Below are 20,567 nucleotides of genomic sequence, written 5' to 3' on the forward strand. Positions count from 1 at the left end.
TGGGACGTCAGCGAAGGTCAGGTGCAGACGCGGGTGGAGCCGGTCAGGCGTCCCAGGTGACGGGCAGGCTCTTGACCCCGTAGATGTCGGCGGCCTCCGGGCGCAGGGGGATCTCGCCGGCGGGCACGGCCAGGCGCAGCGTGGGGAAGCGCTGGAGCAGCGCGGGCAGGGCGACGCGCAGCTCGACGCGGGCGAGCTGCTGGCCGAGGCACTGGTGGATGCCGTGGCTGAAGGCCAGGTGGCCGCCGTCCTGGCGGCGCAGGTCGAGCTTGTGCGGGTCGGGGAAGCGCTCGGGGTCGCGGTTGGCGGTGTTGATGGACACGATGACCGTCGAGCCTGCCTTGATCGTGTGGCCGCCGAGCTCGACGTCCTCCAGAGCGACCCGCATGAACGTCTTGGCGACGCTCAGGTAGCGCAGCAGCTCCTCCACGGCCCCCTCGACGAGGGTAGGGTCGGCGCGCAGCGCGGCGAGCTGATCCGGGTTCTCCAGCAGCGCGAAGGCGCCGAGCGCGATCATGTTGGCGGTGGTGTCGAACCCGGCCGACAGCAGGATCAGGGCCATGCCCTTCAGCTCCTCGTCCGTGAGGTCGCTGTCGGTCAGATCGCTGAGCAGGTCGTCGGTGGGGTTGGCGCGCTTGGCCGCGACCAGCTCGGCGAGGTAGTTCTGGACGCCCAGGTAGGCCGCGATCAGCTCCTCGTCGCCCACCTCGCCGCCGAGGAACTTGTCGATCTGCTCCTGGAAGAAGCCCCGGTCCTCGTACGGGACGCCCAGCAGCTCACAGATCACGATGGCGGGGATGGGCTTGGCGAACGCCGTCACCAGGTCCGCCGCCGGCCCGGCCTGCTCCATCGCGTCCAGGTGCGCGGCGGTGACCTGCTCGACGCGCTCGGTCAGCAGCCGCATCCGCCGCACGGTGAACCGGCCCACCAGCGGCTTGCGGTAGCGGCTGTGCCTCGGCTCGTCCATCAGCAGGAACTCGCCGGGCGGCGCGGGCGGCACCTCGATGTCGCCGTAGTCGATCGTCGGGTGGTGCTTCATGAACTCCTTGCGGGAGCTGAACCGCGCGTCGGCCAGGACGGACCGGACCAGGTCGAAGCCGGTCACCAGCCAGCCCTGGTGCCCGTCGGGGAACGGGTAGCGGCTGATCGGGCTCTGCTCGCGCGCCTCGATGAGCTCCTTGGGCGGGTCGAAGGGGCAGCCGGCCTGACGGGCCGCGGGCATCGTGGTGACGGTGTGTTCCATGCTCTTTCCTCCCTGGCGACAGGACTTCACCTTCGCCTGCCGCGCTGACATCGGGCCGTCGCCGCCCTGACACGACCGCTGACGGCGCCCGTACGCGCTCGCCGTCGCGGCTGGTCTTCGCGATTCGGCACAATTGCTGATGTGCGAGTCGGATTGCTCGGGCCCTTCGAGGTCCGTAACCGTGACGGGGCCGTGGTCGAGGTTCCCGGGGTTCGGCTGCGCGCACTGCTGGCCGCGCTGGCCCTCGAAGCCGGCCGGATCGTCACCCGGTCGAGGCTGGTCGACTGGATCTGGGGCGAGCAGCCGCCCGCCGACGAGGTGAACGCCTTGCAGGCGCTGGTGTCCAGGCTGCGCCGGGTGCTGCCCGACGGGGTGATCGAGGCGGAGTCCGGCGGCTACCGGCTGGCCGTCGACCCGGACGCGGTGGACGTGTGCCGGTTCGAGCGGCTGGTCGCCCAGGCGCGTGGCGCCGAGCCCGCGGCGCGGGCCGAGCTGCTGCGCTCGGCCCTGGAGCTGTGGCGCGGCCAGGCTCTGGCCGACATCGCGCTGCGTGACAGCGAGGCGTTCGACGCCGTGGTCACGCGGCTGGACGAGCTGCACGTGGCCGCGCTCGGCGATCGCGTCGACGCGGACCTCCGGCTGGGGCGGGGTTCGGAGCTGGTCTCCGAGCTGACCGACCTGGTGGCCACGTACCCGCTGCGCGAGGGGTTCGTGGCGGGCCTGATGCGGGCGCTCGCCGAGGCGGGGCGCGCGACCGAGGCGCTGGCCGTCTACCAGCGGACGCGCGAGCGGCTGGCCGACGAGCTGGGCGCCGACCCGTCGGCCGAGCTGTCCGCGCTGCACACCGCGCTGCTCCGCGGCGAGCTGGGTGAGCGGGCGGAGAACCGCAGGACGAACCTGCGGGCCGGGCTGTCGAGCTTCGTCGGCAAGGACGCCGACGTGTCGGCGGTCGCCGGCCTGTCCGTCAGGCACAGGCTGGTCACGCTGACGGGGCCGGGCGGCTCCGGCAAGACCCGGCTGGCCACGGAGACCGCGCGGACGATGCTCGCCGAGCTGCCGGACGGCGCGTGGCTGGTGGAGCTGGCCTCGGTGCAGGCGGGCGGCGAGCTGGCGCAGGCCGCGCTCACCGCGGTCGGCCTGCGCGACCAGGCGGTGGTCGGCGACGCGCGGGGCGGCGAGCCGATGGACCGGCTCATCACGGCGCTGCGCGAGCGCACGGTCCTGCTGGTCCTGGACAACTGCGAGCACGTGATCGAGGCGGCGGCGGCGTTCGCCGAGCGGCTGCTGGGCGAGTGCCGCAGGCTGCGCATCCTGGCCACGAGCCGGGAGCCGCTCGGCATCACCGGCGAGGTGCTGTGGCAGGTCGAGCCGCTCGCGCTGCCGGCCGAGGGCGCGGACGCCGCCGGGATCGAGTCCTCGCCCGCGGTGCGGCTGCTGCGCGACCGCGCCGACCTGGTGCGCAAGGACATCAGCTCCGACGCGGACACGCTGGCGGCCCTGGCGCGGATCTGCCGGGCGCTCGACGGGATCCCGCTGGCGATCGAGCTGGCCGCGGCGCGGCTGCGCACCATGTCCGTCGACCAGCTCGCCCGCCGGCTCGACGACCGCTTCCGCCTGCTGACCGGCGGCAGCCGGACGGCGCTGGCCAGGCACAAGACGCTCCGCGCGGTCGTCGACTGGAGCTGGGACCTGCTGACGGAGGCCGAACGCGCCGTGCTGCGCCGGTTCTCGGTGTTCGCGGGCGGGGCGACCCTGGAGGCGGCCGAGCAGGTGTGCGGTGACGGGGATACGGCCGGGGAGGCGGCCGGGGAGCAGGTCTTCGACGTGCTGACCGCGTTGATCGAGAAGTCGCTGCTGCTCTCCGACGACGACGGCACCCGCTACCGGATGCTCAACACCATCAGGGAGTACGCGGCCGACCGGCTCGACGAGGCCGGGGAGAGCGAACGGGCGCGGCGGGCGCATCTGGCCTACTTCACCGAGCTGGGCCGGAGCGCCGACCCGCACCTGCGCACGGCCGCGCAGCTCGAATGGCTGGCCACGCTGGAAGCCGAGCACGACAACATCGGCGCGGCCGCGCGCGGGGCGATCGCCGAGGGCTGGGCCGAGGAGGCGATGCGGCTGGTCGGGGCGGTGGGCTGGTTCTGGTTCCTGGCCGGGCACCGGGCCGAGGGCACCGAGCTGGCCGTCGCGGCGGCCTCGCTGCCCGGTGAGGTGGCCGACGAGACGCGGGCGGTCGCGTACACGATCGTGACCGTGTTCCTGACGTCCGGGGTCGGCGGCGACCAGTATCAGGCGCGGGAGTGGATCCAGGAGGCGCACCGGATCACCGAGCGCCATGGCCTGCGCCATTCCATCCTGGGGTTCGTCCGGCTGTGGGAGCGGATGCTGCGGGACCCGACGGGGTTCCTGCCTGCGCTGGAGCCGCTGATCAGCGACGAGGACGCCTGGGTGCGGGCGCAGGCGCGGCTCGCGCGCGGCCGGCTGCGGCTGACGCTCAGCGGCGACGAGACCGGCGTCGACGACGACGCCGAGATCGCGCTCGCCGAGTTCCGTTCGCTGGGTGAGCGGATGGGGATCTCGCTGTCGCTGACCCTGCTGGCCGACCGGCTCGCGATGCGCGGCGAGCTGGCCCGCGCGTGCGAGCTCTACGAGGAGGCGAGCACCGCGCTGACCGAGCTGGGCGTGAACGAGGAGGTCACCAGCCTGCGCTCGCGGCTGGCCCACCTCTACTGGCTGCTCGGCGACGAGCGGGCCAGCGCGTCCGCCATGGCCGAGGCCGAGCGCTACACGGGCGAGATCGCCTGGCCGGAGACGTCCGCCGAGCTGGAGCTGGCCAAGGCGCAGCTCGCCCACTGGCGCGGCGAGGCGGACGAGGCGCGCCGGCACCTGTCCACCGTGCGGGCGATGCCGGGCGTCCACGAGCTGAGCGTCATGGTGCACGCCAAGGTCAGCGACCTGTACGGCTATCTGACCGAGGACCTGGAGCAGGCCCGCGCGCACCGGGCGGAGGCGTTCCGCCTGGCAGCCGAGACCTCCTACCCGCCGCTGATCGCCCTGGTGCTGGTCGGGGTCGCGGACCAGGCGTTGCGCCAGGGCGAGGACGAGCAGGCCGTACGGCTGCTCGCGGCGAGCGACGCCGTGCGCGGCACGCCGGACCTGTCGCAGCCCGACGCCGCCAGGATCGCCGCGGACGCGCGGGGACGCCTCGGCGAGACCGCGTTCGCCGAGGCGTCAGGCGCCGGCCGGGAGGCCGACTGGCGCGAGCTGGCGGGCGTCATCCTCGCTTCGTGAAGGACGCCCGCGCCCACACGTAGCCGACCAGCATGGTGCCCGCGCACCAGGCGATCGCCGTGATGGCCGAGCTCGCCGACGGCGCGCCGGTCAGGAACCCGCGCAGGGCCTCGATGATCGAGGTGAACGGCTGGTACTCGGCGAACTGCCGCGCCCCCGCGCCCATCTTCTCGGCGGGCACGAACGCGCTGCTCAGGAAGGGCAGGAGCATGAGCGGGACGCCGATCAGGCCCGCGCTGGCCGGTGACTTCGCCGCGAGGCCGAACGCGATGGTCAGCCAGCCGATGGCCAGCACCGTCAGCACGACGATGCCGATCGCGCCGAGCCAGTGGAGGAAGCTCGCCGAGGGCCGGAACCCCATGAGGAACGAGACCCCGACGATGAGCGCGATGGCCACCAGGCTGCGCAGCATGGTCCCGATCACGTGCGCGTTGAGCACGGCGGCCCGTGACACGTGCATGACGCGGAGCCGGTTGATGAACCCGGTCGTCATGTCGGAGTTGACGGCGATCGCGGTGGGGCTGATGCCGTAGCAGATGGTGGTCATGATCAGCCCGGGGGTCGCGTAGTCCGCGTAGTCGACGCCGACGCTGAACGCCCCGCCGAGGATGTGGACCATCAGGAACATCAGCACGATCGGCATGATCACGGCGTTGAACAGCGCCAGCGGGTTCCGCAGCGTGTGCCGGAAGTTGCGCCGCAGCATGGTCGCCGAGTCCGTCAGGGTGGCCGAGAAGCCGGTCATGCCTTGATCTCCTTGTCGGTGTGGCCGGTGAGGGCCAGGAAGACGTCGTCCAGGTCGGGGGTGTGCACCGAGAGCTCCTCGGCCTCGACGGCGTGGGAGTCGAGGCGGTCGAGGAGGGCGCGCAGCGACCGGACGCCGCCGTCGCCGGGCACGCGCAGGGTCAGCTCCTCCTCGTCCGTGGCGGATCCGGCCAGGACGCGGGCCGCGGTGTCGAGCGCGCGCCGGTCGGCGAACCGCAGCCGGACGTGGCCGCCCGGGACCCGGCGCTTGAGCTGGGCGGCGGTGCCTTCGGCGACCAGCCGGCCCCGGTCGAGCACGGCGATGCGGTCGGCGAGCTGGTCGGCCTCCTCCAGGTACTGCGTGGTGAGGAAGATGGTGGTGCCGTCGGCGACCAGCTCGCGGATGATCTCCCACATGGTGCGGCGGCTGCGCGGGTCGAGTCCGGTCGTGGGCTCGTCCAGGAAGATGATCTGCGGCCCGCCGACCAGCGTCATCGCCAGGTCCAGCTTGCGGCGCATGCCGCCGGAGTAGGACGACGCCGGCTTGCCCGCCGCCTCCGCCAGGTCGAACCGGCCGAGCAGCCGCCGGGTGATCCGCTTGCCCTCCGCCTTGGGCAGGTGCAGGAGGTCCGCCATCATCAGCAGGTTCTCCTCGCCGGTGAGCAGGTCGTCCACCGAGGCGAACTGCCCGGTCACGCCGATCGCCGCCCGCACCGCCCGGGTCTGCGTGGTGACGTCGTGCCCGGCGACGAGCACCTGGCCGGCGTCGGGGCGCAGCAGGGTGGTGAGCACGTTCACCGTCGTGGTCTTGCCCGCGCCGTTGGGCCCGAGCAGCGCGAAGATCGTGCCGGCCTGGACGCGCAGGTCGACGCCGTCCAGGACGATCTTGTCCTTGTAGGCCTTCCGCAGCCCCGTGGCCGCGATCGCTGTGCCGTTCATGGGGATGACGATGGCCGGCCGGCCTGACACCCGGCCGCCGCCGGGCTGACGCGCGTCCCGTGGGTGGCGTCAGGGCGCGTTCACCAGGCGATCGGCAGCGCGGTCAGCCCGCCGGTGAGCACGTGCGGGTTGAAGGTCAGCTCGTCGACCGCGCAGCCCAGCCGCAGGGTCGGGAAGCGGGCGGCGAGCTGGGAGAAGACGGCCTTCAGCTCGATCCGGGCGAGCGGCGCGCCGATGCAGTAGCGGGCGCCGTGGCCGAACGTCAGGTGCGGCGCGGCGGGCCGGTCGAGGTCGAAGCGGTCCGGGTCGGCGAACACCGACGCGTCGTGGTTGGCGGCCCCGAGGTCCAGCAGCACCAGGTCGCCCTCCCGCACGCGCACGCCGGCGATCTCCAGGTCGGTGCGGGCGTAGCGGGGGATGCCGCCGCCGCCCAGGCCGGGCGCGCGCAGGATCTCCTCCACCGCGGCGTCGATCCGCGCCGGGTCGTCGACCAGGGCCTGCCACTGGCCGGGGGTGGCCAGCAGCCACAGCACGCCCAGGCCGATCGCCGTCACCGTCGTCTCGTGGCCGGCGAACAGCAGCGTCATGCCCATCGCCGCCGCCTCGTCGTCGCTCACCCCGTCGGTGGCGGCCAGCCGGGAGATCACGTCGCCGTCCGGGTCGCCGGCGGCGCGCTTGCGGGCCACCAGGTGCCGCCCGTAGCCGAACAGCTCGGCCAGCCCCTGCTCGGAGCGGGCCCGGTCGGTGACGTCCCCGGCGGCCTGCGTCCAGGCGCGGAAGCGGGCCCGGTCCTCGTACGGCACGCCGAGCAGCTCGCAGATGACCGCGATCGGCAGCGGCAGCGCCAGCGCGGCGTGCAGGTCGGCGGGCGGCCCGGCGGCGGCCAGCTCGTCGAGGAGCTGGGTGGTGAGGGTCTCGACCCGGCCGGTCAGGGCGCGCATCCGCTTGGGCGAGAAGTGCGGCTGCAGCAGCGAGCGCATCCTGCGGTGGTCGGCCTGCTCGGTGTCGAAGTCGCCCATCGGGCCGCCGAACAGCGCCGACTCGCCGGTGCGGGAGGCGCGTGCGGGCTCGCGGTGGGCGCGGCCGAGCCGGTCGTCGTCCAGCAGCAGGCGTACGTGCTCGTACGCGGTGACGTGCCAGCCGGGGTCGCCGACGGCGGTGCGGATGGCGTGGATCGGGCCGCGGGCCTGCAGCTCGCGCAGCAGCGGCGCGGGCCGCATCGGGTCGGGCTGCTCGTACGGGAGCCGAACGGGCGTGGACGGCATGACCCCTCCAGGAGGTAGACGCAGCTTTGTATACTCCAGCGTCTAAAAAGCTACATGTATACTTTGCCTTCTACAAGTGGAGGGTCGATGAGCAAGCCCGACGCCGGGCCGGCCGAGCCGGTGCGCAGGATGCGCCGCGCGGAGCGGCGTGAGCAGATCCTGGACGCGGCCACCCGCGCCTTCGCCCGCGCCGGCTATGCCGCGACGGGCCTGGACGACATCGCCGCCGAGGCCGAGCTGACCCGGGCGATGCTCTATCGGCACTTCGACTCGAAGGCCGCCCTCTACCGGGCCGTGCTCGACCGCGCCTGCGCGCGGCTGGCCGAGGCCACGGGCGGCGACGACTACGACGACGACGCCATTCCCGCGCTGCTGCGGGCCGCCGGCGCCGACCCCGACGGGTTCCGGCTGCTGTTCCGCCACGCGGCCCGCGAGCCCGACTTCCGCGAGCTGATCGACACCATCACCGACGCCTCGCGCGAGGTCGCCCGCCGCAACCTCGCGCGCCGCATCCCGGCCGGGCCGTGGCTGGACTGGGCGGCCAACCTCGTCCCCGCCTTCACCCTGGAGGCCGTCATCGCCTGGCTGGACGCCGACCGGCCCGACCCCGAGCAGGCCGCCGCCCGCATCGCGGCGGCCGTGCACGGCGTCATCGCCGCCGCCCAGCCCGCCGCCCAATCCGCCGTGCTGTCCGCCGGGCTCAGCGCGCGGGAAGCCTCGTGACCCAGTCCGTGAGGCGGCTCAGGAAGGCGGCGGCCGTGGGCAGGTGCGCGTCCTCGGCGAAGAGCACGGCCGCGTGGAAGGCGTGCGGCATGCCCTCGTAGACGTCCACCTCCACCGGGACGCCCGCCCGGGCGGCGGCCTCGGCGAACCGCCGGGCGTCGTCGAGGACGATCTCGTCCCCGCCGACCGGGAGCAGCATGGGCGGCAGCCCGCGCGGATCCCCGTAGACCGGCGACTGGGGCGCCTGGTCCGGCCGGGCCTCGCCGAGATATTGCGTGGCGATCGGCCCCAGGATGGCCGGGTCGATCGAGTCACGGCCGTTGCCCGCCGGCTTCGCCGCCAGGTCGGTGATCGGGGAGACCGGGACGGCCCCCACCGGCATCGGCTCCCCCGCCGCGGCGAGCCGCAGCAGCGCCGAGAGGATCAGGGTGCCGCCGGCCGACTCCCCGACGAGCAGGATCTTCCCGGCGGGCACCCCCTGCGCCAGCAGGCTGCGGTGGACGGCCAGCACGTCCTCGACCGCCGCCGGGTACGGGTGCGCCGGGGCCAGACGGTAGTCCACGGCCAGGGCCGGGCGGCCGGTGGCCTTCGACAGGCGGCAGGCCATGATCCGCTCCATCGCCGGGTTGCTGAAGGAGAAGCCGCCGCCGTGGACGTAGACGGTCACGCCGTCCTCGATCGTCGCCCCGCCCGAGGTGACCCAGGTGGCGGGCACCCCGCCGGTCTCCGGCAGGAGCGGGCGCAGCTCGGCGTCGCCATCGAGGACGGGCGGGTCGGAGAAGACCTGCTGCATCCTCGCCCGTACGGCGTCCGATTCGTGCTGGGAGGCGGGAACATGGGTGATGGTCAACAAAAAGAAAGCCCTTTCGGCCAGGTGAGAAAGACCGCGCGCAGGCGGTGAAGAATGTGGGACGAGCAGTGCGGAAACCGGCGCGCGTCAGCGACCCGTTCGCGAACGGGAAGGGACGGGAAAGGGCTCGGCGATGACGCGCGGGCGCGACGAGATCAGGCGCGACCTGTGGTGAACGAGTCCACGGCGATCATCTCCCTGTATACGGTGCCGCCCACCCGCGGCCGTCTTCCCGGCGGCGTCACGCGACACGCCGAACATTAGAAACGCGCGCCGATCGGTTGTCAAGCCGCGGGTGGGGGTCGTCTCGTTCCGTCAGAAGTCGTCGGCGGTGCGGATCCGGTCGCGGACCCAGACGCCGGCCTCCTTGAGGTTGGCCGTCCCGGCGAACGGGCCGCCCGGGCAGGTCCCGGTCTTGAAGACGGCGCCGGTGCGGAACTCGTCGGAGAAGTTCCAGTTCACCCAGCTGATCTTCTTCTGGGCCATCAGGTCGAGATACTGCTGCGACCTGGTGAAGTTGTTGCCGCCGTCGCCCGAGGCCGTCTGGGTGCCGAACTCGGTCACGAAGATCGGCAGCCGGTCGGCGGCCCGGGACAGCGTGCTCAGGTACTCCGACCCGTGCGAGGCCGCGTAGAAGTGGAACGTGTACATGATGTTGGCGGCGTTGACCGGGTTCGCGATGATGTCGCTCTCGTCGCCGCCGCCGGAGACGCCGAGCGACGACCAGGCGCGGGTGCCGACCAGGATCGGGGCGTCGGCGTCGTGCTGGCGGATCACCGGGATGAGCTGGTGGGCGTAGTTGCGGATGACGGACCAGGTCACGGCGTCACCGTTCGGCTCGTTGGCGATCTCGTACAGGACGTTGTCCTTGCCGTCGTGCCGCTGGGCGATCTCGGTGAAGAACGTCTTGGCCCGGCTGAGGTTGTACATCGGGTCGCCGGGGGTGAGCATGTGCCAGTCCACGATCGCGTACATGCCGCGCGCGGTGGCCATCTCGATCAGGTTGTGCACCCGGTCGGTGAACAGCCGGGGGTTGGTCTCGTAGCCGCCCTCCTGGACGTACATGGAGATGCGCAGGACGTCGGCCTTCCAGTCGGCGGCCAGCGCGTCGAGCGAGGCGCTGTTGAGGCACTGGTTGTACCACTGGATGCCGTGGCTGCTCATGCCGCGCAGCTGGATCTGCTTGCCGTTCTCGTTGCAGAGCTTGATGCCGCACACGCGTAGCTGCCCGTTGGCCTCGACAGGGGTGTCCCCGCCGCCGCCCGTGACGGGAGCGCCGTAGACCTCCAGCTCCCACAGCGAGTAGCCGTACGGGGTGCCGCGCTGGGTGCCGTGGACCCGGACGTACCGGCCGGTTCCGGTGACCGTGAGGTCGTCGGTCGCCCCGTCGCCGGAGGCCGTGGTGTAGAAGTCGCTCCAGGTGGAGCCGTCGGCCGAGGTCTGCACCCGGTAGGACTTGGCGTAGGCGACCTCCCAGGTCAGCCGTACGCGGGAGATCGTGTGCGCGGAGCCGAGGTCGACGCGGATCCACTGCGGGTCCACGCCCTCGGCGCTGGCCCAGCGGGTGGCCGGGTCGCCGTCCACCGCCTTGCCCGGCTCCAGGCCGGCGGCCTCGACCGAGGAGGCCGTCACGCTCTTGCCCTGCGACACCAGCGGGTCCGCCGCCGCCGCGCTCGCGCCTGACGGCGCGAGCAGCGCGGCCACGACGGCCAGGACTGTGATCACTGCACTTCGCCTCACGAACAGCTCCGATCCTTGGGGGAGGGGTCCGATTAGGAAGGTTTACTAACTTGACGCGGAGCCTAAATTGACACCGGACCTTACACAAGACCCAAAGTTCCAAAGAGGCTGTATCCCGACATCGAGCACAGCCGTCAGCAGCGAGTTGGTAAGGAATGCTTACTCAGGTGCCCGGCGAGTCCGGACAGAAATCCTGAGGCAACAGATCGTCATGCTTCGTCAGGACCAGATCCGGCGATCATCACTCCGGGTAATCACCCAGATGCCTGGCCGCGGCTTGTCGGCCTGGACGGTGCTCCGGGGACGGCCGGCCCCTTGGCGAGCGTGCACCGACCTGACCCGGCCGAGGAGTGCCATGTCGCCCACCACCGTTGAGGTGCCCACCGTCCACGGCCCCGTCCTGGGCCTCACCGAGAACGGCATCGCCGCCTTCCGCGGCATCCCGTACGCCGCCGCGCCCGTCGGCCAGAACCGGTTCGCCGCGCCCGTGCCGCCCAGGCCGTGGAGCGCGCCACTGCCCGCCCAGGCGTTCGGCCCCACCCCGCCGCAGCCGCCGCTCAAGGGCCGCCTCGGCGAGCTGTTCCGCAACCCGGTCGTCCCCGGCGACGACTACCTCAACCTGAACGTGTGGACCAGCGCGCCCAACTCCGACGCCGCCCTGCCGGTGCTCGTGTGGATCCACGGCGGCGCGTTCACCACCGGCTCCTCCGCGGTGACCACCTACGACGGCGCCACCTTCGCCCGCGACGGCGTCGTCTGCGTCACCGTCAACTACCGCCTCGGCGTGGACGGCTTCGCCTACATCGAGGACGCGCCCGCCCCGGCCAACCGCGGCCTGCTCGACCAGATCTTCGCCCTGGAATGGGTGCGCGACAACATCGCCCGCTTCGGCGGCGACCCCGGCAACGTCACCGTGGCGGGCGAGTCCGCCGGCGCCATGAGCGTGCTGACCCTGCTCTCCCTCGACCGCAACCTGTTCCAGCAGGCCATCGTCGAGAGCGGCAGCGCGCACATCGGCCAGACCGTCCAGGACGCCGCCCTGATCACCGCCGCCGTCGCCACCCGGCTGAACGTGCAGCCCACCGCCCAGGCGCTCGCCGCAGTGGACACCGCCGCCCTGATCGCGGCCCAGGCCGAGGTCAGCGACGACGTCACCTCCAGCGCCGACCCCGAGCGCTACGGGGCCAGCACCATCGCCTCGTGCGGCATGTCGTTCATGCCGGTCATCGACGGCCACGTCGTGCCGCGCCTGCCGATCGACGCCATCGCCGACGGCCGCGGCGCCGACGTGACCCTGCTCATCGGCACCACCGTCGAGGAGTTCAGGACCTTCGTCGTCCCCACGCCGATGGTGGGCTGGCCCGGCGACGCGGCGTTCCGGACCAGGACCGAGGTGTACGGGGCTCCGGCCGGCTTCTACGACCGCTACGCCGAGACCGACGTCGCGCCGTACCCGCGCAACGCCCCGTCCGGCATCGCCTGCGCGACGCTCACCGACCGCATGTTCCGCATCCCGACCTACCGCATCGCCGAGGCCCGCATCGACGCGCCCGCCGACACGTACGTCTTCGAGTTCGGCTGGCGCTCACCCGTCACGCCCAACGTCCTCAGCGTCAAGCTGGGCGCCTGCCACAGCCTGCCGCTGCCCTTCGCCTGGGACACGCTCGCCAACCCGGACAGCACCGCCTTCACCGGCCCGAACCCGCCCCAGGCCCTCGCCGACGCCCTGCACGGCCGCTGGGTCGAGTTCGCCACCACCGGCCGGCTCGGCGAGTGGGCCACCTACAACACCACCGAACGCCCGGTGATGACCTTCCACCACGACAACAAGCCGGACAACGTCATCGTCTACGACCCGCGCCGCGACGAGCGCGAGATCTGGAAGAACGACCTCAACCCGAGCTGACCCGCCCGGCCTCGCCTGCGGCCTCTGACCGACAGCGGGTCAGAGGCCGTAGGCGGTGAGGGCGCCGCCGGCGTAGGCGGCGACGGGGGCGGCGACGTGGTCGGCGTCGCGGTGGACGCCGCGCAGGGTGTTGGAGGCGAACGAGCGCTGGAACTCCAGCCCCACGTAGGCCAGCCCCGGGGTGGTGGTGGAGATGCCGCCGTCGTGCAGCGGGAGCCCGCGCTCGTCGAGGGCGCCCAGGGGCCGCAGGTAGTCCAGGTGGGGCAGGTAGCCGGTGGCGTAGATGACGGTGTCGACGGGTTCGCGGCTGCCGTCGGCCCAGACGACCCGGTCGCCGTCGAAGGCGGTGAACATGGGGCGCCGGTCCCAGCGACCGGCCTCCAGTGAGGCGGCGTAGTCGCCGGTGTCCATGACGAGGGTGCCGGTCGCGATGCGGGCCAGCCAGGGCGGCGGCAGGGTGTCGAAGCCCGTGGTGGTGTGCCAGTGGTGCGCGTCCCGGCCGGCGATGATCTGGGGGAAGAACCGGATGGGCGCCCGGGTGGCGAGGGTGACGGTGGCCGTCCTGGCGAGCTCGTAGCCGATCTGCACGGCGGAGTTGCCCGCGCCGACCACGACGACGCGCTGGCCGGCGTGCTGTCCGGGGTCACGGTAGGCGGCGGCGTGGAGCGCCCGGCCGGTGAAGCCGTCCTGCCCGGGCAGGATCGGGACGTACGGGTTGCCGAACGAGCCTGACGCGGCCACGACGCCCTTGGTGCGGATGGGGTCACCGGTCGCGGGGTGGACCAGGAAGCCGCCTGCCCCGTCGGGGCGCACGGCGGTGACGCGGACGCCGGTGCGGATCTCCACGTCGAGGCTGTCGGCGTAGCGCCGCAGGTAGGCGGCGGCCTCGTCGCGGGTCGGGTAGTGGTCGGGATCACCGGGGAACTCGTGACCCGGCATGGCGCTGTAGCGGGCGGGCGAGAACAGCGTGAGGCTGTCGTAGTAGTGCGGCCAGGAGCCTGCCGGTTCTGGGCCGGCTTCCAGGATGACGGGGGTGCGGCCACGCAGGCGCAGGGCGCGGGCCGCGGCGAGGCCCGACTGGCCGCCGCCGATGACGATGGTGTCCATGACGCCGCATCGTATCGTCAAATCGGGAAATCACAATATGATGAGCCCGGGGTGATGCTATGACCATGACGACCGACGGGATGGGGCTCAGCGCCGAGGCGCGCGGCTTCCTCAAGGCGATGGCCAGCGAGACCCGCCAGCAGATCATGGGGCTGTTCGCCGGCGGTGCGGAGCTGACCGTGGGCGAGGTCGCCGAGCGGATGTCGCTGGCCCAGTCGGCCACCTCCACCCACCTGGCGACGCTGCGCGACGGCGGCGTGCTCACCTCGCGCCGGGAGTGGAAGACGGTCTACTACCGCGCCGACGCGGCACGCATCGGCAAGGCGCTGGCCGATCTGCAGGCCGCCCTGAGCACCTGCTGCCCGCCCGCTCCTTGATTTGACAATCTTCTAATCAGCGTTGCATGCTGCTGCTGGTTACTTCGACAGATTTCTAATCAACCGATCGGAGACGACGATGAGCGACAGCTGCTGCGGCACCACCACCTCACTCGAACTGGAGCGCCCCCTGAGCGCGGGCGACACCGGCGCCCTGCCCGTCGTGGTCATCGGGGCCGGCCCCGTCGGCCTCGCCGCCGCCGCGCACCTGGCCGAGCGCGGCATCGACTTCCTGGTCCTGGAGGCCGGCGACCGGGCCGGGGCCTCCGTCGCCCGCTGGGGGCACGTCCGGGTCTTCAGCCCGTGGCGCTACGACGTCGACGCCGCCGCCCGCCGCCTGCTCACCGCCTCCGGCTGGACCGAGCCCGACCCCGACTGGCTCCCCACTGGCGCCGAGCTGATCAGCGACTACCTGGCCCCGCTCGCCGCCCTGTTCGGCGACAAGCTACGGCTGGGCGCCCGCGTGTCGGCGATCAGCCGCCTGGGCTACGACCGGGTGCGGACGAGCGGCCGGGAGGACGTCCCGTTCCTGATCCGCCTCGGCGACGGCGAGGAGATCCGGGCGCGCGCGATCATCGACGCGTCCGGCACGTACGCGACCCCCAACGTCCTGGGCGCGAGCGGCCTGCCCGCTCACGGCGAGGCGGAAGTGGCCGTCGACCACGCCCTGCCCGACGTTCTCGGCGCCGACCGCGACACGTACGAGGGCAGGCACACCCTGGTCGTCGGCGCGGGACACTCGGCCGCCACCACCCTCCTGGCCCTGGCCGAGCTGCCGGACACGCCGATCACCTGGGCCATCCGCGCCGGGAGCGCCGCCCGCGCCTACGGCGGCGGCGACGCCGACGCGCTGCCGGCACGCGGCGCGCTCGGCACCCGGCTGCGCGCGCACGTCGACTCCGGCCGCATCCGCCTGCTGACCGGCTTCTTCACCCACCGCGTACGGGAGGGCGCCGGCGGCGTCGAGGTGATCAGCCGCGACCCGTCGGGCGCCGAGCAGTCCGTCACCGTGGACCGGATCGTCAGCGCCACCGGCTACCGCCCCGACCACGCCATCGCCGCCGAGCTGCGCCTGGACCTCGACCCGGTCCTCGGCTCCACCCGGCAGCTCGCGCCGCTGATCGACCCGAACCGGCATTCGTGCGGCACCGTCCCGCCGCACGGCGTCGACGAGCTCGCGCATCCGGAGGATGGCTACTACGCGGTCGGCGTCAAGAGTTACGGGCGCGCGCCCACGTTCCTGATGGCGACCGGCTACGAGCAGGTCCGCTCGGTGGTCGCGGCGCTGGCCGGCGACTGGGAGGCCGCCCGGGACGTACGGCTGGACCTGCCCGAGACCGGCGTGTGCTCCTCCGGTCTCGCCGAGGCCCAGGAGCAGCGGGTCGGCCTGGCCACCGGCGTCGGCGGCGGCCTGCTGCCGCTGGCGACCGTGGGCGCCTCCGCCGGGTCCGGCGGCTGCTGCGGCTGAGCGCCGGGCCTCGCCGTCCTGGCATCGCCTATCATTTAGACAGGTTTCAAAGCAGGAGGTGCCGTCATGACCGCCAACACGACAGCGGCGTGCTGCGCGCCGATCGCGCGGGAGCCGCTGGCCGAGAGCGACGCCGCCGAGTTGGCGGGCCTCCTCAAGGCCGTTGCCGACCCCGTACGGCTGCGGCTGCTGTCGATGATCGGCTCCCACGCGGGCGGTGAGGCGTGCGTGTGCGACCTGACCGACGCCTTCGACCTGACCGCCCCCACGATCAGCCACCACCTGAAGGTGCTGCGCACCGCCGGGCTCATCGACGGCGAGCGGCGCGGCACCTGGGTCTACTACCGGATCGTCCCCGAGGCGGTGAACAAGCTGGGCGCGCTGTTCGCCCCGCTGGCCGAGCCCGAGCTCGTCACCGTATGACCGCACTCTCATGACAGCACCGTCGGCCGTGGCTGAGGTCGTCGTCATCGGGGGCGGGCAGGCGGGGCTCGCGGCGGGCTACTACCTGCGGCGGGCGGGCGCCGACTTCGTCATCCTGGACGCCCAGGAGGCGGCGGGCGGCGCCTGGCGGCACGCCTGGCCGTCGCTGCGTCTGTTCTCGCCCGCGCAGTACAGCTCGCTGCCCGGCCGCATGATGCCGATCCCGGCCGACGGCGGCTATCCGGACGCCGCGCATGTCGTCGCCTATCTCACCGACTACGAGCGGCGCTATCGGCTGCCCGTGGTCCGTCCCGCCGCCGTCCGGGCCGTTCGCCGTGCCGCGGACGGCCTCGTGGTGGAGAGCAGCGCGGGCACCTGGCGGGCGCGCGTCGTGGTCAGCGCGACGGGGACCTGGTGGCGGCCGTACATCCCGCACTGTCGCGGCATGCGCGACTTTCGCGGCGAGCACCTGCACACCGCCGGATACCGGGGGCCGGAGCCGTTCCGGGGCAGGCGCGTGGTGATCGTGGGCGGCGGCAACTCGGCCGCGCAGATCCTCGCGGAGGTCTCGCAGGTCGCCCACACCACCTGGGTCGCGTCGCGCCCGCCCCGGCTGCTGCCCGACGAGGTCGACGGGCGCGCGCTGTTCGCGCTCGCCACGCGCCGCCATCAGGCGATCGCGCGCGGGGAGAGCCCCGTGAGCATTGGCGAGCTGGGCGACATCGTCGCCGTCCCGCCGGTACGCGAGGCGCGCGACCGCGGCGTGCTGAAGGCCGAGCCGATGTTCTCGGCGATCACCCCCGAGGGGGTCGTCTGGGCCGACGGAAGCACGGCGCCGTGCGACGTCATCGTGTGGTGCACCGGGTTCCGGCCCGCGCTCGGCCATCTGGCGCCGCTGCGGCTGCGCGGCTCCGACGGGCTGATCGCCACCGACGGCACCCGCGCGCGGGGCGAGCCTCGGCTGCACCTGCTCGGGTACGGCGACTGGACCGGCCCGGCGTCGGCCACGCTCATCGGCGCCGGCCGGACCGCGCGGCACCTGGTGGCCGAGATCACCGGCTGATTCGATCCTCGTCTATCTTGACGTTCTTCTAATCAGTGTGAGAGTGTGGCCGCTGTTTAGATATCCATCTAACTAGGAGATCATCATGACCACTCAGCTCAGCGGCGGTTTCATCGGCGACCTGAACGACGCCTTCGCCCCGGCCGCCGCCGGAGGCTGTTGCGGCAGTACGGCCGCCGCGACCGAGACGGCCACGACCTGCTGCGGCAACGCCCCCGCCGACGCGCAGGACGGCCCCAGCGACAGCTCGACCGGCTGCTGCGGATGACCTCCACAGCCAGGCGCGCCGTCGACCGGGTGTCGGCGGCGCGCATGCGGGCCACCGTGCACGAGCTGGCCGCCGACCGGTACGCCGGGCGGCGCGTCGGCACCCCCGGCGGCCGGGCCGCCGCCGCCTGGCTGGCCGCCCGGCTGCGCGAGCTGGGCGGCGACGTCCGGCTCGACGGCTTTCCCGTCGCGGACGTGCGTGACCTGTACGCCACGCCGGTCCTCGAATGGCACGACGGCGGGACGACCCGGCTGCGGCATCGCCGGGACTTCGCCGAACACCTCGCCTCCGCCGATCTGCCCACCCCGCGCACCGCGCCCCTGGCGCCCTCCGCCGACGGTGACCTGCGCGGCCGGTGGGTGCCGGCCGAGCCCGGCGACTGGGCCCGCGCCTGCGACCTCGCCGAGGCGCAGGGGGCCGCCGGGGTGCTGATTGCGCGCGGCGTCGACGCCGAGGGCTGGATGCCCAAGATGATCGCCGGGCCGCCCACGCGCGGCGTGCCGATCCTCGCCGTGCGCGCCGACCTCCACCGGCGGCTGGCCGACACCGCGGCCGAGCGTCCCGTCCAGGTGACGGCATCGGCCCCACTCCGCCGCCTCGACACCCACGGCCTGAACGTCCACGCCCACTTCCCCCGGGACGGCAAGCCGGGGACACACGCCGGCTCCCCGTGGACCACGGACGACGAGCCGGGAGCGTACGCCGGCTCCCCGCGCACCACCGGCGGCGAGTCGGGAGCGCACGTTCTCGGTCCGGGCGGCGGGGTGGGGGTTCGGGTGCTGTTGACGGCGCACTATGACGGCGTCGGCGATGACCCCGCCGTCCGGCTGCCCGCCGCCGCCGACAACGCCTCGGGCGTGGCCGCGGTCCTGGAGGCCGCCCGCGTCCTCTCGACGAGCCCGGCCGCCTCCCGCGTCGAGCTGTCGGTGGCGTTCCTGGACGGCGAGGAGGCCGGCGCCTGGGGCTCGGCGCACCACGCCGCCACGCTGCCGGAGGACACGCTGGTGATCAACCTGGACGGGGCGGCCGAGCTGCACCAGGCCGCCTCCGTCGAGGCGGGCGGCCCCGCCCACGCCCTGCTCGCCACCCTCGACCAGGCGGGCCGGCTGACTGGGGTGCCGCTGCGCGCCGGCGCCATGGCCTCCGACAACCGCCGCTACGCCGCCGCCGGGCTGCCCGCCGTCGGCATCGGCATGGGCATGCCCGGCTACCAGACCCCCGCCGAGACGCCCGATCGCGTCCGGAACGACACTCTGCTGGCCGCCGCCCGGCTCCTGGTGGCCACCGTGGAGCTGCTGGCCCGGCGTGGGTGACGCTCAGTCGGGCAGCAGCTCGCCGACGAGCTTCTCGACCCGGGTACGGATCTCGTCGCGGATGGCGCGTACGGCCTCGATGCCCTGACCGGCGGGATCGTCGAGCTGCCAGTCCTCGTAACGCTTGCCGGGGAAGACGGGGCAGGCGTCGCCGCAGCCCATCGTGATCACCACGTCGGAGGCCCGCACCGTGTCGGCGGTGAGGATGCGCGGCCGGGCGGCGCGGATGTCGATGCCGGCCTCGGCCATGGCTTCGACGGCGACCGGGTTGAGCTGCTCGGCCGGCGCGGACCCGGCGGAGCGGACCTCGATCCGGTCACCGGCCAGGTGGGTGAGCCAGCCGGCGGCCATCTGGGACCGCCCGGCGTTGTGCACGCAGACGAACAGGACACTAGGCATGGACGATCTCCTCGCTGCGGAACAGGCGGCGCCCGGCCAGGCTGACGTAGACCAGGGCGACCAGGACGGGCACCTCGATGAGCGGGCCGACGACTCCGGCCAGCGCCTGGCCGGAGGTGACGCCGAAGACGCCGACCGCGACCGCGATGGCCAGCTCGAAGTTGTTGCCCGCCGCGGTGAAGGCCAGCGTGGTGGCGCGCTCGTACCCCAGGCCGATCGCCTTCCCGGCCAGGAACGAGCCGCCCCACATGAGCGCGAAGTACGCCAGCAGCGGCAGCGCGATGCGGGCCACGTCGCCGGGCCGCGCGGTGATCGTGCCGCCTTGCAGGGCGAACAGGATGACGACGGTGAACAGCAGGCCGTACAGCGCCATCGGGCCCACCCGGGGCAGGAAGCGGCTCTCGTACCAGTCGCGGCCCTTGACGCGCTCGCCGAGCCGGCGGGACAGGTAGCCCGCGACGAGCGGGACGCCGAGGAAGACGAGCACGTACTGGGCGATGTCCCAGGTCGACACGTCGAGCCCGGTCTGCGCCAGGCCGAGCCAGCCAGGCAGCACGTCCAGGTAGAACCAGCCGAGCGCGCCGAACGCGACGACCTGGAAGAGCGAGTTGAGCGCGACCAGGACGGCGGCGGCCTCGCGGTCGCCGCAGGCGAGGTCGTTCCAGATGAGCACCATCGCGATGCATCGGGCCAGGCCGACGATGACGAGCCCGGTGCGGTATTCGGGCAGGTCGGGAAGGAAGGTCCAGGCCAGCGCGAACATCAACGCCGGGCCGAGCACCCAGTTGAGCACGAGCGAGGCCACGAGCATGCGCCGGTCGCCGGTGACGGCCCCGACGCGGTCGTAGCGGACCTTGGCCAGCACCGGGTACATCATCAGCAGCAGGCCGAGCGCGATCGGCAGCGAGATCCCGCCGATCCGCACCGCCTCCAGGGCGGCGTCCAGCCCCGGGACCAGCCTGCCGAGCAGCAGTCCGGCCGCCATCGCCGCGATGATCCACACGGGCAGGAGCCGGTCGAGGACCGGCAGCGCGCCGATCACGCCCGGCGGGGACGAGGCGGGCCTCATGCGACGACCGGCACGTCGAGCAGGGCCGACAGCTCGCCGAGCGCCTCGGGGACCAGCCGGTAGTAGACCCAGGAGGCGCGCCGTTCGCTGGTGAGCAGGCCGACCTCCTTGAGCACCTTCAGGTGGTGGCTGATGGTCGGCTGCGACAGCTCGAACGCGCCGGTGATGTCGCACACGCACACCTCGCCGCCATCGTGACTGGCCACGATCGACACGATCCGCAGCCGTACGGGATCGCCCAGCGCCTTGAACACCTGGGCCAGCGCTGCCGCCCGTTCGGCGTCCAGCGGCTCACGGGCCAGCTGCGGGCTGCACCTCACCGGCACCCCTTTCGTATCGATGGTTATCGAAGTCGACTGAGGTCTATATTGACACA

Annotated in this window: 19 protein-coding genes; 9 read left to right on the forward strand and 10 right to left on the reverse strand. The window is 73.1% G+C overall.

The window, feature by feature from the left end; genetic code table 11:
- Positions 1-43: 43 nt before the first annotated feature.
- On the reverse strand, positions 44-1,243 hold the full coding sequence (locus AB0G11_RS07300) for a cytochrome P450 (RefSeq protein WP_357584537.1): 1,200 nt from the start codon (positions 1,241-1,243) through the stop codon (positions 44-46).
- Between the two features lie 141 nt (positions 1,244-1,384).
- On the opposite strand from AB0G11_RS07300, the gene AB0G11_RS07305 reads away from it, so the two are divergent.
- On the forward strand, positions 1,385-4,537 hold the full coding sequence (locus tag AB0G11_RS07305; protein WP_357584539.1) for a BTAD domain-containing putative transcriptional regulator: 3,153 nt from the start codon (positions 1,385-1,387) through the stop codon (positions 4,535-4,537).
- On the opposite strand, the gene AB0G11_RS07310 is transcribed toward AB0G11_RS07305, so the two are convergent.
- The 3 genes from AB0G11_RS07310 to AB0G11_RS07320 all read right to left on the reverse strand — a co-directional run bounded on the left by AB0G11_RS07310 (position 4,521) and on the right by AB0G11_RS07320 (position 7,485).
- Positions 4,521-5,282 carry an ABC transporter permease gene (locus AB0G11_RS07310; protein ID WP_357584541.1) on the reverse strand — a complete coding sequence of 254 codons (762 nt, stop codon included), beginning with the start codon at positions 5,280-5,282 and terminating at the stop codon, positions 4,521-4,523. The genes AB0G11_RS07305 and AB0G11_RS07310 overlap by 17 nt on opposite strands.
- Positions 5,279-6,220, reverse strand: coding sequence for an ATP-binding cassette domain-containing protein (locus tag AB0G11_RS07315; RefSeq protein ID WP_357584543.1), 942 nt, complete (start codon positions 6,218-6,220; stop codon positions 5,279-5,281). The genes AB0G11_RS07310 and AB0G11_RS07315 overlap by 4 nt, the downstream gene beginning before the upstream one ends.
- Before the next feature lie 80 nt (positions 6,221-6,300).
- Positions 6,301-7,485 carry a cytochrome P450 gene (locus tag AB0G11_RS07320; RefSeq protein WP_219509232.1) on the reverse strand — a complete coding sequence of 395 codons (1,185 nt, stop codon included), beginning with the start codon at positions 7,483-7,485 and terminating at the stop codon, positions 6,301-6,303.
- Positions 7,486-7,572: 87 nt separating this feature from the next.
- Here AB0G11_RS07320 and AB0G11_RS07325 point away from each other — a divergent pair, with 87 nt between their 5' ends.
- Positions 7,573-8,208 (forward strand): helix-turn-helix domain-containing protein, encoded by a 636-nt coding sequence (locus AB0G11_RS07325; RefSeq protein ID WP_357584545.1) that lies wholly within the window; start codon positions 7,573-7,575, stop codon positions 8,206-8,208.
- On the opposite strand, the gene AB0G11_RS07330 is transcribed toward AB0G11_RS07325, so the two are convergent.
- On the reverse strand, positions 8,186-9,058 hold the full coding sequence (locus AB0G11_RS07330) for an alpha/beta hydrolase fold domain-containing protein (RefSeq protein WP_357584547.1): 873 nt from the start codon (positions 9,056-9,058) through the stop codon (positions 8,186-8,188). The two genes, AB0G11_RS07325 and AB0G11_RS07330, sit on opposite strands and share 23 nt — an antisense overlap.
- Positions 9,059-9,373: 315 nt before the next feature.
- Positions 9,374-10,783, reverse strand: coding sequence for a cellulase family glycosylhydrolase (locus AB0G11_RS07335; protein ID WP_357584549.1), 1,410 nt, complete (start codon positions 10,781-10,783; stop codon positions 9,374-9,376).
- Between the two features lie 370 nt (positions 10,784-11,153).
- On the opposite strand from AB0G11_RS07335, the gene AB0G11_RS07340 reads away from it, so the two are divergent.
- Entirely contained in the window at positions 11,154-12,704 is a 1,551-nt protein-coding gene (locus AB0G11_RS07340) for a carboxylesterase family protein (RefSeq protein ID WP_357584550.1), read from the forward strand.
- A 39-nt stretch (positions 12,705-12,743) separates the two neighbouring features.
- Here the strand turns inward: AB0G11_RS07340 and AB0G11_RS07345 are convergent, their stop codons facing one another.
- Complete coding sequence (locus AB0G11_RS07345; RefSeq protein ID WP_357584552.1) at positions 12,744-13,811, reverse strand: NAD(P)-binding domain-containing protein; 1,068 nt, start codon at positions 13,809-13,811, stop codon at positions 12,744-12,746.
- Positions 13,812-13,870: 59 nt separating this feature from the next.
- On the opposite strand from AB0G11_RS07345, the gene AB0G11_RS07350 reads away from it, so the two are divergent.
- The 6 genes from AB0G11_RS07350 to AB0G11_RS07375 all read left to right on the forward strand — a co-directional run bounded on the left by AB0G11_RS07350 (position 13,871) and on the right by AB0G11_RS07375 (position 18,723).
- Positions 13,871-14,188 (forward strand): metalloregulator ArsR/SmtB family transcription factor, encoded by a 318-nt coding sequence (locus AB0G11_RS07350; protein WP_357584554.1) that lies wholly within the window; start codon positions 13,871-13,873, stop codon positions 14,186-14,188.
- 79 nt (positions 14,189-14,267) lie between these two features.
- Positions 14,268-15,656 (forward strand): FAD-dependent oxidoreductase, encoded by a 1,389-nt coding sequence (locus AB0G11_RS07355; protein WP_357584556.1) that lies wholly within the window; start codon positions 14,268-14,270, stop codon positions 15,654-15,656.
- A 66-nt stretch (positions 15,657-15,722) separates the two neighbouring features.
- Positions 15,723-16,079: a metalloregulator ArsR/SmtB family transcription factor gene (locus AB0G11_RS07360; protein ID WP_357584558.1), complete on the forward strand. Its 357-nt coding sequence runs from the start codon at positions 15,723-15,725 to the stop codon at positions 16,077-16,079.
- Between the two features lie 10 nt (positions 16,080-16,089).
- Positions 16,090-17,142 carry an ArsO family NAD(P)H-dependent flavin-containing monooxygenase gene (locus AB0G11_RS07365; protein ID WP_357584560.1) on the forward strand — a complete coding sequence of 351 codons (1,053 nt, stop codon included), beginning with the start codon at positions 16,090-16,092 and terminating at the stop codon, positions 17,140-17,142.
- An 85-nt stretch (positions 17,143-17,227) separates the two neighbouring features.
- The gene (locus tag AB0G11_RS07370) at positions 17,228-17,410 is read left to right on the forward strand and encodes a hypothetical protein (RefSeq protein WP_219509244.1); all 183 of its coding nucleotides are present in this window, start codon (positions 17,228-17,230) and stop codon (positions 17,408-17,410) included.
- A complete protein-coding gene (locus tag AB0G11_RS07375) occupies positions 17,407-18,723 on the forward strand; it encodes a M28 family peptidase (protein WP_357584562.1) in 1,317 nt (438 codons plus the stop codon). Before AB0G11_RS07370 ends, AB0G11_RS07375 begins: the two co-directional genes overlap by 4 nt.
- Positions 18,724-18,726: 3 nt before the next feature.
- Here AB0G11_RS07375 and AB0G11_RS07380 read toward each other — a convergent pair whose 3' ends face one another.
- The 3 genes from AB0G11_RS07380 to AB0G11_RS07390 are packed head-to-tail and all read right to left on the reverse strand — an operon-like array spanning position 18,727 to position 20,511.
- The gene (locus AB0G11_RS07380; RefSeq protein ID WP_219509248.1) at positions 18,727-19,122 is read right to left on the reverse strand and encodes an arsenate reductase ArsC; all 396 of its coding nucleotides are present in this window, start codon (positions 19,120-19,122) and stop codon (positions 18,727-18,729) included.
- Positions 19,115-20,191 carry an ACR3 family arsenite efflux transporter gene (gene arsB, locus AB0G11_RS07385; RefSeq protein ID WP_357584564.1) on the reverse strand — a complete coding sequence of 359 codons (1,077 nt, stop codon included), beginning with the start codon at positions 20,189-20,191 and terminating at the stop codon, positions 19,115-19,117. Before arsB ends, AB0G11_RS07380 begins: the two co-directional genes overlap by 8 nt.
- Entirely contained in the window at positions 20,188-20,511 is a 324-nt protein-coding gene (locus tag AB0G11_RS07390) for a metalloregulator ArsR/SmtB family transcription factor (protein WP_308125950.1), read from the reverse strand. Before AB0G11_RS07390 ends, arsB begins: the two co-directional genes overlap by 4 nt.
- Positions 20,512-20,567 lie beyond the last annotated feature (56 nt).

It is taken from the genome of Nonomuraea sp. NPDC023979, assembly GCF_040639085.1.
In the GTDB taxonomy this organism is placed as follows: domain Bacteria; phylum Actinomycetota; class Actinomycetes; order Streptosporangiales; family Streptosporangiaceae; genus Nonomuraea; species Nonomuraea ceibae.